The following is a 12,002-nucleotide window of genomic DNA, read 5'->3' on the forward strand; positions in this document are numbered from 1 at the left end:
TGAGATCACACAAACAAAACGAGTTTCGCGGTTTTCGAAAATCATTCACACAGTGTTCCCGCGAACCCCGGACTTCTATTCAATGCTTAATGATCAATGTGATGTGGTTGTACAGGCAATGGAAATGCTGGCCTCCTATATGGAAACAGGCGAGCAGAAACGAGCCGATGATGTGCGGAGACTGGAGCACGAAGGGGATATCCTGAAAATAAGAAATATAGATACCCTTAACCGCTCTTTTTCAACGCCGTTTGATCGCGAGGACATTTATCGGGCGATCACCTCGATCGATGAGGGTTTAAATTATGCCAAGACGACCGTACGGGAAATGGAGATTCTTGGGATCGAACCCGATGCCCAAATGCTCGAAATGGCGAAGCTTCTTCAATCCAGTGCGCAAAAGCTTCAAAGCGGTTTCGCCACTTTGAAAAAGAACCCAAGCTTGGCCGAACAAAGCGCTGCGGCCGTTCAAAAAGTGGAAAGACAGGTAGAAAAACTATATCGCAAAGCGCTTTCTCAGTTGTTCGATGCAAAATACTATTCCGCCAAACCCCGGGCAGAACAATCCAGCAATCAAGATGATTTTTTGCATCTATTGGATCCTTTGGAGGAGGCCGATTGCAGGGCAGTGGCTAGCGGTTTGTCCTATGTGATGGAAGTTTTGAAGCGGCGGGAAATTTATCGTCATTTGTCAAATGCGTCCGACCATTTCGCCCATGCTGGCGATATTCTGCACAACATAATTGTAAAAACAGCGTGACCATTTCTGCGCAAATTGAGATGATTTTGGAAAGGTGACAAGATGAGTAAAAAGGAAAAAAAGACCAAAGGGATCGGCAAAGAAAACTATAAGACCTCTTTGCAACGCCTGCAGTTGGAATTGGTCAAATTGCAACGACATCTGATCAGAAATGATCTCCAGATTTTGATTATTTTTGAAGGTCGGGATGCGGCAGGCAAAGATGGCGTGATCAAGCGGATAACCGAGCATTTGAGTCCGCGTGAAACGCGCGTCGTGGCCTTGGGCAAGCCTTCGGACAGAGAACTCCGCTCCTGGTATTTCGAGAGATATGTCGCCCATCTTCCATCAAGCCAGGAAATGGTATTGATGAATCGAAGTTGGTACAACCGGGCCGGTGTCGAACGTGTCATGGGCTATTGCAGCGAAACGGAATATGAGAATTTTATGAAATCAGTAGTTCCTTTCGAGCAGATGTTGCTCGGGTCCGGGATGCAAATCTACAAATATTATCTCGATATCTCAAAGGACGAGCAAAAACGGCGCTTGCGTGATCGTCGGGTTGACCCTTTAAAGCAATGGAAAATTAGCCCAATAGATGAAGTAGCCATTGAACATTGGGACGATTATAGCAAAGCGCGTGATGCGATGTTCCGCCGGACCCATACTGAGATATCGCCATGGTATGTCGTCAAAGCGGACGATAAAAAAACGGCACGATTGAATATTATTGGTCACTTGATGTCGCTCGTTGATTGCCCGGACAAGGATAAGCACGCTGAGCAACCTGACGCTGAAATAGTCTTTCCGTTTGATGAGATATATCTGCATAATAACATTATTGCGCCGTGATATTACTCAATAGTCCAGCCCGGCTCAATTTTGTCCAAAATGCGTTGCGCATTTCGCCTCGGACTCGAGTTCTATCATGAACATATCCGTTGTTTTCCAGATCATAATAGTGATGCTTCTTTGGGCAATATGCTTTCCCTTCATAACCTTGGGTATAGAATTTGCGCCGCATCTTACATTTGCTGCTTTTCGCGCGGTCCTCTCCGGTTTGATTTTGATTGTACTAGCCTTTGCTTTGCGTCAGCCATTGCCCCAAAATTGGAATGACTGGAAAATCATCGCCATAGTGGGGATTGGAGCAACCAGTTTTGGCTTTTTGGGCATGTTTCACGCGGCTGAATTTGTGTCGCCGGGTATTGCGACCGTAATCTCAAATGCACAGCCTCTGCTTGCTGCAATTCTCGCAGTCTTTATATTGAAGGAGCGGCTGACGCGCCTAGGCGTGTTGGGCATGTTATTGGGTTTCGGCGGAATCATATTCATAGCGTTGCCAGGATTTCTTTCCAGCGAGAATAATAGCTATGCTATTGGCGTAGCCTATATTATTCTCGCTGCACTGGGCATTACGATTAGCAATGTCTGGATTAAGAAAATCGCCGGATCCGTCGATGCATTGATGGCGATGGGTCTGCAGCTTCTTATCGGCAGTATTCCCCTTGCTATGGCAGCATTGCTTTTTGAAGATCCAACAGCTGTAAAATGGTCATCCCAGTTCATATTGATACTCGGGATTCTGAGTGTTTTCGGTACTTCGTTGGTCTACTGGATGTGGTTTTCCATCCTCGAAAAGACGTCCTTGAACCGGGCCAATAGTTTCAGTTTTTTCATCCCGATTTTTGGCTTGGCACTCGGAGTTATATTTTTCGGAGAACGCATAGCTTTTCTCCAATGGATTGGGATTGCCCTAACTATAGTAGGTGTTTCAATGATCTTCATGCTGGGATCAGCCCAGAAACGATCGATAACATGACAGACATAACTGGCCACTCATCCAAAGTGCTGGGGTGGAGAGGTGCTTTTCAGAACAATTTTTTCTGTCTGAAATCCGGTTATTGGCGACTGCCATTATGAAAAATACCAAGACAATAACAGGGAGCGTTCAATCTCTCACATTTTCTCGGCGTGCAACACTACTGGGCGGTGCCTCATTAGGTATCGGCGTCGTTCTAATAGGCCGAATGGGCTATATTTCCGTTGTTGAAAATAGCCGTTACAAATTATTGTCCGAGAGTAACCGGGTAAATTTCACGCTGATACCGCCGCGCAGAGGTTGGCTTTTAGATCGCAACGAAAAGCCTATCGCAAACAACAAAGTTGATTTCCGTATCGATCTGAATCCCAGTCGGGTTAAGGACATCCATGCGACTATTGCAACTCTTAGGAAATTATTACGTTTAGAACCGGACGAGGTTGCGCGAATAAATGCCGAACTGAGAAGGGCTAATAATTTTCAACCAATCCATGTTGCGTCAGGTCTGGATTTGAACGGCTTTGCAGCGGTAAGTGTCCGCTTGCCTGATTTACCGGGGGTATCTGCTAGTCGCGGTTTTTCAAGAGATTATCCGCCCGGTGCCGCCGTGGGCCATCTTGTGGGCTATGTGGGAACGCCATCTGCTGAAGAATATGAGAAAAATCCGTCACCAATTCTTCTCGCGCCGGGGTACAAAATTGGCAAGGATGGTCTGGAGAAGAGATTTGAAGAGACGCTGCAAGGTAAACCAGGGGCCAAACGGGTCGAGGTAACCGCAAGAGGCAAGATAGTAAGGGAGCTGGAAACAAGATCGGATGTTCCAGGCAAATCTATGCAGCTTACTTTGAACGCGGAACTCCAGCGCTATGCGGCAAGGAGGCTAGGCGAAGAATCAGGCTCGGTTGTGGTTCTTGACGGCCAAACGGGGGAGATTCTCACGATGACCTCGATGCCGTCTTTCGACCCCAACAGCTTTTCAGACGGGATTAGCCAGAATGAATGGCAGATGCTGTCGAGCGATGATCATGTTCCTTTGCGGGACAAGTCACTACGCGGCCTTTATCCACCTGGATCTACCATAAAGCCAATGGTGGCATTGGCGCTTTTGAAGGAGGGAATCAAAGAGGATGACACTATAGTTTGCACAGGGCGCCTGAAGGTTGGCAATAGCTACTTCCATTGCTGGAAACGTGGAGGTCATGGACGGGTCAACATGGCCAAAGCCATATATCAAAGCTGCGATATTTATTTCTATCAAATGGCGTTGAGGGTGGGAATTATGCCAATTGCGCAGATGGCAAAGGCCCTCGGTCTCGGGGCAAAATATGATTTGCCGGTTTCCTCTCAAAGTTACGGCACCGTGCCAGATGCTCGGTGGAAACTACGAAAATATAATAAAAAGTGGCAAGCTTATGATACAGTAAACACTACGATCGGGCAGGGGTATATGCTCTCCAACCCGCTGCAATTGGCCGTTATGGCGGCCCGAATGGCTTCAGGACGCAGTATTGCGCCTTCATTGCTGCTCGCCAAAAACACGCCGCCTTCCGCAATTCTCGACATTCCGTCAGAACATCTTGCCTTTGTGAGACGGGCTATGGGCGATGTGGTAAGCCCGATAGGGACAGCCCGCCGGGCAGCATTGCCACTTCCGAATTTAAAAATGGGTGGTAAAACGGGAACCGCGCAAGTGCGGCGAATAACAATGGAAGAACGGGCAGGGGGTGTCAGATCCAACGCAAGTTTACCTTGGCGTTTCCGCGACCATGGACTTTTTATCGCCTTCGCGCCTGTCGATAATCCAAGATATGCGGTTTCGGTTGTGGTTGAGCATGGCGGTGGCTCAGGTTCGGCCTATCCGATCGCGCGCGATGTCATGACATTCCTGTATGACCGGAAAATTGCAATGGACGCATTGCTCAAGCTCGAAGCCAATTGGGGCGGAGATATTGAAGAGCGAATGGCTAGAAAGTTGGTGGAATTCAAGGCCACTCAAACTGTTAAAGCAGAGGACTGACAAGCCGCGCAATATTTTCCACTAGCTTGACTGGCCGCGGCCGTTGATCCCAGCTCTCTAGGGTTAACCGATCGCTTCCAGCAATATTTTTATCTTGTTCTGCATCCAGCGTGTTCGCAACTTTCTCATCATAAAGGATGAGACTGGCTTCAGCATTTAGCTGAAAAGATCGGATGTCGATATTTGTGGACCCGATAACAGAAATAAGTTCGTCGATCATGATGTGTTTGGCGTGAAGCAGACCGTCGCGATAGAGATAGATGGTTACGCCTGCACGTAGCATCTGCTCATAATAGGAGCGTTGAGCAAGGCCGACCAATAGGCTGTCGGAGGCCCTTGAGAGTATCAGGCTTACCTCAACCCCTCGCATAACTGCTGTTTCAAGAGCCTGTACCAAGGCAACGTCTGGAATAAAATAGGGGGTCGTTAAAACGATGCGCCGCCGCGCACTGTATATGAGCGCCACCACAAGCCGACCAGCGCCAGCAACAGGATAATCGGGCCCGCTCGGCAGCAGCTGGGCTATTGTGGATCCTGCGCCATGGCGATGCTGAAAAAATGAAGCTTTGTTCAAATCCTGACCAGTTTCAAGAAACCAATCAGCGGCAAACACTGCCTGCATTTCAAGTACCACTGGTCCGGCTACATGAACAACTAATTCCCGATTAAACAAACCAGGGGCGTACTGTGCATCAATAATATTTTGTGAGCCTATAAACCCATGAAATGAATCGATAATTGCGATTTTCCGATGATTGCGCAGGTCTGCGCGGGCCGAGCGCCGGCGCAAAAATGTAACCGGAAGCGCGCGCGCTACTTGAACGCCACCATTTGTCAGTTGATCAACAATGTCCCGCGACCAGCGACGTGAGCCCAGTGCATCGATCAGCACCCTGCATTCGACGCCACGCTCAGCTGCGTTTTTCAGGGCTCCGATGATTTTCGATCCTGTGCGATCATTGGCGAATATATAGGTCAGAATATGAACATGATGACGGGCCCGGTTTATGTCAGCAACAAGCTCATCAATCACTCCGTCATAGTCGGCAAGAAGATTGACTTTATTGCCGCCCATTATTGGAAACTGGCCTAGATTCTCAACCAGTTTTGAAGCAGAAGCATATGTACCAGGCAACACGGGCCGCGAGCAAAACTCAGAATGGTTGATTTCTTCCGTCGCGATCGCCAGCATTTGCCGGGCTCTTTTAAAGCGCTTTCGCCGCCAACGCGGATAGGTCGGTCGTCCAATTAACAAATAGAGAATAAGCGCTGGAATGGGGATAAAAAGAGTCGCTACTAACCAACCGCGTGCGGATCCGGGGGGGCGTCTCAAAGGGACAACGATCAGCATCACGATTCGGATGGTCCACTCGGCTATAACGTATCCGATAGAAAATATATCAATGACATTTTGGCTTACATTAAACATTCTGCTTCGGCCGATCTACGACATTTTTGCTTGATTATATTTGTTTTGGAAACCTTTGCAGATTTTTAAATATCTGAATTCTGAAGCACATATCTCGGCATTATCGCGATATGTTCGGGCAAACTTTAGAAACAGTAAGAACCTATTCAATTTCTCATTGCCAGCGTAATTTGCTGCAGGCACCAATTTGGCTCTCGTAGAAGAGGATGGTGGTCACCATCCTCCAAAATTTGGATTTTCCACCGCGAACGATTGGCTAACAGTTTTTGGACGCCGGATAACGGAGCGGTTTTGTCTGCGCTTCCATGCAGGCAAAGGACATTGCAATTGGGATCCAAGCTGTCGGCGTCAGCAAAAAGATCATGGCCATAAACACCGTCCCATAACGAAGAGGTATAAGAGCGCCAAGTGTGGCGGGTCAGATCCTCAACGACTTCACGCGGCATATCGCGCAGTACATAAGGAAGAAACCATCGTAGAACCCAGCGTGTCATCATACAAGCAAGCGCTGCAAAGGCAATATTCGTCGTAACGTATCGTTCAGCCAAATGGCTTTCACTAAAATATTTGATAGCACCCTGTTTATCGCCAAAATAGGGAAGGCCGATCAGGGTAAGACGTTTTACCAAGTGAGGAAAGCGAGCGCAAAACGCAATTGCGACGATGGCCCCGAATGAATGTCCTACAATGGTCATTGCCTTTTGATCACGAACGACCTGGTAAAGTTCGTCGACATGGCGATCAACAGTATATTTCGTCCAGGGTTTTGGTGACTGGCCGTACCCCAACAGATCAACCAACAATAGCTGATAATGGCGGGTCAATGGTTCGACGCGCGATTTCCAATAACGCGTTGAGCCGGCTATACCATGTAAGAAAACCATGGTTTCACCTTCGTCCCCGATTTTTTCGCTATAGAGCATAATGGCCAAAGATCCTGCATAGCTCATATATTTGCCCTGCGAGTTTCGCATTTCTCGACAGTTCAAGTCTGCAAATCAGTTTCACTTGATCATCCAACCGCTAGCATTGCTCAATGGGACAATAAGAGAGGAATGGTACTATTTTTTAGCATGTGACGGGTGACACCGCCGAAGATCATTTCGCGTGTCCGAGAATGGCCATAAGCGCCCATTATAATGCAGCTCGCTTCAATGTCGCGAGCAGCTGTTTCCAAAGTCTCTTCTATCGACGTCTTGGCGGTAAGTTTCTTTACTACGGCTGAAATTCCGTGCCGGGACAAAAATTTACCTGCATCTTCTGCCGGGAAGGCTGAAGATCCTTCATCGATAACAACCAGATGAACACCCGAGGCTTTGGAAATCAGCGATAAGCTATTGCGGAGCGCATTGGCGGCCTCTGCTGACCCATTCCAAGCGATCATCATTGGTCCGCCCGGGTCAAAGCTGTATGCATTAACCGGAAAAGCCAGCACGGGAATGGTAACGTGAACCGCTAGATTTGCCGCAATATGAACAGCAGGAGCACCGTCTCCAGGCCCACTGCCAACAATAACCATATCAGCCAGTCTTGAACCTGTTGTCAATTCGCTAACCGGATCCCCTGTGCGAACATACCAGTCCCAGCTAGCCTGCTCTTGAGAAAGCCGTGCTTCTGTTTCGTTACGTCGGTCCTTGGCTGCTCCTTCGGCGTCGCGGATCATTAAACTATAAGTCATACCAGACGCCTCGCCGGCCCATAATCCAAAAGGTAATGGTAATATTTGCAGGCAGCTCAGGTGAGCTTTCTGATCATGGGCGAGGGATATCGCTGCCTCGAGGCGTCCTTCCATGCCAGAATCTCCTACGATTGGTAGCAGAATGGTTTTCATATTGGTCCTTTCAGAAAATCACTGATGAGCGATGACTAAGAATAATGACGGACGATGGGCTTCAACGTTACAGTGTGCCGACCTGGCGGTGACCCACGAAAGCGTTCCGAAAAGAGAAGATTGTGCCATTGGAGGCAGATTATATCCTGCGTTTCACACCAATATGTTTTGAGATTATGAGACCAAGCTTTGCGTTAGTACTGTAACGAAACACTGGAACCTGCGTCTTTATCCACTAACGCCGGAAATTCTTCTGATTGCGTTCTTTCTTCAGCCATTAATTTCGTTTGGGAAATTGAAGGCGGGGCTGGGATATTTTTGGGGCCCGCAGGGCATTTTTCTAGGCAAATGGTTTAACTGATTATTGGTACGGAGATTATTTATGGGCACGTTTGGATGGGGGTTGGCCGTGATCATGGTCATCGTGATCTCTTGGGTATTCTACAGATATTTTGCACCAAAGGGTTGGCGCGAATGGGCAGGCGCGGGGCTCGTACAGGCATTTATTATCGCGCTTTATGCCGAAATGTACGGCTTCCCGTTAACCGTGTACCTCGCCATCCGCTTTTTTGGCTTGGATAGAGAATATGTTAGTAACAGTTTATGGTCGACATTGCTGAACTTTAGCGAAACCGGGATGTTTGCCGCGATGATTTTGGGCTACGGCGTTGCATTTACCGGAATCGGCCTTTTCATTAAAGGTTGGAAAGAGGTTTATCGTGCCCGGCAAGAAAACGTGTTGGTGACTACCGGCCTGTACCGGTTTGCAAGACATCCGCAATATACCGGACTTTTCATTGCCCTGTTTGGGGAAGGCATCATTCATTGGCCTACCATATTTTCGATCAGCCTCCTGCCGCTCATCGTGGTTGCTTACTATTTTCTTGCCCGCAAGGAAGAGCGGGAAATGCTCCGGAAATTTGGGGATGATTACCGAGTGTATCAAAGTCAGGTTCCGATGTTCATTCCGCAATGGGGGCGATGGAAAGCGATGAGGAAAAGCTCACAGGAATCTTGATCTCGCAAATGCAGCTTGTCGATTGATGAAATTGCGTCTTGGCGGGATTATTCTTCTTGGACATATTGCCGCGATCAATAATCTATAAGGTCCTAGCGGGATGACGATATGATATTGAATGTTGTCATCATCGCGGCCATAATTTCCGCTGGCGTATTGCAGCTCTCCCCCAAGCTTTCGAGATCACCGGTTTGGCGTGCAACTGTTACGCCATTGGCATCAATTATCGGTAGCGGATTTCTCGTCCTCGCCCCCATCTTGGTGTATGCCTATGGAAGCAAGGCTCCGCTTTTTATGGGCGTACTGGTCTTTGGAGCCTATTTATTCGGCAGTGCAATCCGTTTCAATATCACAATCCGCAATGGGCCAGTCACTTTTCAGGACTACATAGCAGAGAAACTGGAAACTGTTGCCTCCTGGGCGCTGGCGCTCGCCTTCATGATTTCGGTCACCTATTATCTCAATCTCTTTGGCGCCTTTGGGCTTAGCCTGACATCTTTCAATAGTTCCGCCAACGCCAAGTTACTGACCTCATTTATTTTTTTGGTCATTTTGATCGTTGGATATACGCGCGGTTTCTCCGCGCTTGAGAAAATGGAATATGCAGCCGTGACAATTAAACTGGCTATCATCGCCGGCTTGTTGGCGGGCCTCAGCTATTATTGCTACGGCAAGGTCGTCAGTTCAGCGCTAGTCGTTCACCCACCGCAACTAACTGGCTGGGCAGCCGTAACCTTAGCTTTCGGCCTGATTATTACCGTCCAAGGATTTGAGACGTCAAGGTATCTAGGCGACGAATATAGTGCCGCCGTTCGGGTCAAATCGATGCAGCTTGCGCAATTGGTGGCCGCTGCAATTTATATGATCTATATCACGCTGTTCGCATTGTCATTTGAGCATGAAGAATTCCAGCTGACGGAAACGGCAATCATTGATGTGATGCGAATTGTTTCTCCAATATTGCCCTGGATATTGGTAGCCGGGGCGTTGGCTGCACAATTCAGCGCCGCCATAGCCGATACAAGCGGTTCTGGCGGTCTGATTGCAGAATTGACAAAAGGCAGGATTAGTCCGGGCAATGGCTATGTGTTACTCGTAATCATAGGTTTGGTATTAACCTGGAGCGCGGATGTGTTTCAGATTATCAGCTATGCGTCTCGCGCCTTCGCCCTTTATTACACTCTGCAGGCAGCAATCGCTGCTCGAATGGCATTTCTCCTTCCAAATCAGAGATGGCGCGGCTGTCTCTTTGCACTTCTTGTGATTTTTGGTGTTCTGATTGTTGGGTTTGGCGATGCAGTCGAGGTCTGATGCGTGCAATTGCAAGTAAATGCTCAATGTAAAATAGTCACTGCGTTTTGTGCAACGGCGCCTTGGCAAGGCTTTGTTGATTGTGTTGGAGCTGATTCTTCCTCCAATCACTAGCTAGCATTTTTTCTCCGTAGGCGTTTCAATGGCCAGCGTTTGACGAGAAGTGTCAAACCCGAAACGGACATTAGCACACCGCCGAGCGCAAAGGCTATCAGCCACCAGCTGTTGAAGTTTTCATGATTTTTCCAGTCCATTATGTGAAGTGACCAGAAGAAGTCGTAAAATCGCCAGGTAGTACTTCGGACAGCTGAAATGTCCCCTGTAGCCAAAGGAATGAAAATCCTCACGTCATCAATTGTGCTCACTTGCCATGCGGGCAAAGCACCCCGATACTCTATGGAATTTTGATTTATCTTGGCAACTGACGTAAAATTAGGCTGTCCGTCGATCCATGCCTTTTCCGCAATATTGAGGGCTTCCTTCTTCCCAATCGGCCCGCGTAGTTTACCCGTGAGGCCATCAAAAAGATATGTCTTGTCCTCCATATCAATTGCTTCGGCAACAGGTAGGCCCAACAGCATGCGGTAGCGCAATGAGCGAATGGGGCCATCGATTTCTGCCCCTATAGCTCCAGGAGAAACGAGCCCGCCGATATTTCTAACTGGTTCCGCCTCGCGTGATACTAAATGTTCGCTCCGTACGGTTTCGATAGGTACAATGCTCATGATAGAGCCGCTAACGAACCAGAGCAGCAATTGTGCCCCTATGATCAGGGCGAGCCATTTATGTAGCTTACTCGCTTTGATGTGAATCTTGGTCGACATCTATTCCCCCGATAAGTCGCAGACTATAATTTGATGTCGCGTCTTATTTAACCTTTTTGGGAGCGCGCGAAGAAGAATGGTACCGCAGAATTTTCCAGTTGTCGCCTTCACGAACTAACACCGACGTCGCGATGCCGGTGCGCTCGATTTTACGATCATCGTGCAAAACTATCACATAGCCATAAGTCTCGGTTGCAAACGCGGTATTATCAACTTGAGTTAATGAGACTGTCGGCTCCGTGAAAGTAAAGCTTTTTACATGACCTAATTCGGGACCCAGATGATGTTCCAGATAATGGAGAAATGTTCCTTCAGCCTTACCATTTTCGAATATTTGAGATTCTTCTGAAAACAGCGGCTTCATCTTTGAAGCATCAAGCCTTTGAATGGCGTCCCGGTAGGCGGTTAGAACATTTTCTGGAGAGGACCGCGTTGAATTTTGAGGTTCCGCTTCCGTTGCGCTCGTCTTACTATCAATTTGGGCGTCACTCGATTGTGCTGCGAGCGCACTGGCTGGTGCGAGAGCGAGCAAGATTGCATTGAAAATTATCATAGTTCTATCCATTGGTTATTGTTCCCAGTCTTTTAACAAAGCGCAGTACCCTTCCAGCAGTTTTGCCAAGCTTGCCTTCAACCTCGCGCCCTGCATACATACTAAGCCGCCCATATATGATTGTAAGAATTGGAAACATGGCGATTATCAGAAGAGTCGGCCAGGGATTTAGAAACCCAGTCATTAGAAAGAAGTTTCCCTATTCATTCTTCCTCGTTCTTATTTGACGACTGATCCCCCCCTCCACGCATAAACAGAAACATCGGAATGCACGCTAGCAGCACGATGCCAAGGAGTAGATATAGGCCAGGGATATGGGCCTGGTGTTGATGGGTCATCAAATAGCCGCCAATGACGACAGCGCCGAGAAAAACAACAATATAGGAGAGCGTTAACGCAAAACGGCGGGGGGCCGGCTTGTTATTTTTCATCGAACTTTCCTTTGAACGGAACCACTT

General features: G+C 48.1%; 12 protein-coding genes. 6 read left to right on the forward strand and 6 right to left on the reverse strand.

The window, feature by feature from the left end; translation table 11 throughout:
• The first annotated feature begins 82 nt into the window (after positions 1–82).
• From ACO6S1_RS12845 to mrdA, 4 genes are all read left to right on the forward strand, one after another.
• Positions 83–760 (forward strand): DUF47 domain-containing protein, encoded by a 678-nt coding sequence (locus ACO6S1_RS12845; protein WP_422343054.1) that lies wholly within the window; start codon positions 83–85, stop codon positions 758–760.
• Positions 761–802: 42 nt separating this feature from the next.
• Positions 803–1,591, forward strand: coding sequence for a polyphosphate kinase 2 (gene ppk2, locus ACO6S1_RS12850; protein ID WP_422343055.1), 789 nt, complete (start codon positions 803–805; stop codon positions 1,589–1,591).
• Positions 1,592–1,667: 76 nt separating this feature from the next.
• Positions 1,668–2,561: a DMT family transporter gene (locus tag ACO6S1_RS12855; protein WP_422343056.1), complete on the forward strand. Its 894-nt coding sequence runs from the start codon at positions 1,668–1,670 to the stop codon at positions 2,559–2,561.
• Between the two features lie 97 nt (positions 2,562–2,658).
• Positions 2,659–4,578 carry a penicillin-binding protein 2 gene (gene mrdA / locus ACO6S1_RS12860; protein WP_422343057.1) on the forward strand — a complete coding sequence of 640 codons (1,920 nt, stop codon included), beginning with the start codon at positions 2,659–2,661 and terminating at the stop codon, positions 4,576–4,578.
• Here mrdA and cls read toward each other — a convergent pair.
• The 3 genes from cls to ACO6S1_RS12875 all read right to left on the reverse strand — a co-directional run bounded on the left by cls (position 4,562) and on the right by ACO6S1_RS12875 (position 7,838).
• Positions 4,562–6,007 carry a cardiolipin synthase gene (gene cls / locus ACO6S1_RS12865; protein WP_422343058.1) on the reverse strand — a complete coding sequence of 482 codons (1,446 nt, stop codon included), beginning with the start codon at positions 6,005–6,007 and terminating at the stop codon, positions 4,562–4,564. The two genes, mrdA and cls, sit on opposite strands and share 17 nt — an antisense overlap.
• 146 nt (positions 6,008–6,153) lie before the next feature.
• Positions 6,154–6,957, reverse strand: coding sequence for an alpha/beta fold hydrolase (locus ACO6S1_RS12870; protein WP_422343059.1), 804 nt, complete (start codon positions 6,955–6,957; stop codon positions 6,154–6,156).
• 83 nt (positions 6,958–7,040) lie between these two features.
• On the reverse strand, positions 7,041–7,838 hold the full coding sequence (locus ACO6S1_RS12875; RefSeq protein WP_422343060.1) for a universal stress protein: 798 nt from the start codon (positions 7,836–7,838) through the stop codon (positions 7,041–7,043).
• Between the two features lie 382 nt (positions 7,839–8,220).
• On the opposite strand from ACO6S1_RS12875, the gene ACO6S1_RS12880 reads away from it, so the two are divergent.
• Both ACO6S1_RS12880 and ACO6S1_RS12885 read left to right on the forward strand, forming a co-directional pair.
• Positions 8,221–8,856, forward strand: coding sequence for a methyltransferase family protein (locus tag ACO6S1_RS12880; protein ID WP_422343061.1), 636 nt, complete (start codon positions 8,221–8,223; stop codon positions 8,854–8,856).
• 108 nt (positions 8,857–8,964) lie between these two features.
• Entirely contained in the window at positions 8,965–10,167 is a 1,203-nt protein-coding gene (locus ACO6S1_RS12885; RefSeq protein ID WP_422343062.1) for a hypothetical protein, read from the forward strand.
• A gap of 110 nt (positions 10,168–10,277) precedes the next feature.
• Here the strand turns inward: ACO6S1_RS12885 and ACO6S1_RS12890 are convergent, their stop codons facing one another.
• From ACO6S1_RS12890 to ACO6S1_RS12900, 3 genes are all read right to left on the reverse strand, one after another.
• Positions 10,278–10,991: a PepSY domain-containing protein gene (locus tag ACO6S1_RS12890; RefSeq protein WP_422343063.1), complete on the reverse strand. Its 714-nt coding sequence runs from the start codon at positions 10,989–10,991 to the stop codon at positions 10,278–10,280.
• 43 nt (positions 10,992–11,034) lie between these two features.
• Positions 11,035–11,544 carry a YybH family protein gene (locus ACO6S1_RS12895; RefSeq protein ID WP_422343064.1) on the reverse strand — a complete coding sequence of 170 codons (510 nt, stop codon included), beginning with the start codon at positions 11,542–11,544 and terminating at the stop codon, positions 11,035–11,037.
• 203 nt (positions 11,545–11,747) lie between these two features.
• Positions 11,748–11,975 (reverse strand): DUF2933 domain-containing protein, encoded by a 228-nt coding sequence (locus tag ACO6S1_RS12900; protein ID WP_422343065.1) that lies wholly within the window; start codon positions 11,973–11,975, stop codon positions 11,748–11,750.
• Between the last annotated feature and the right edge of the window lie 27 nt (positions 11,976–12,002).

The organism is Parasphingorhabdus sp. (assembly GCF_965233695.1).
In the GTDB taxonomy this organism is placed as follows: Bacteria; Pseudomonadota; Alphaproteobacteria; order Sphingomonadales; family Sphingomonadaceae; genus Parasphingorhabdus.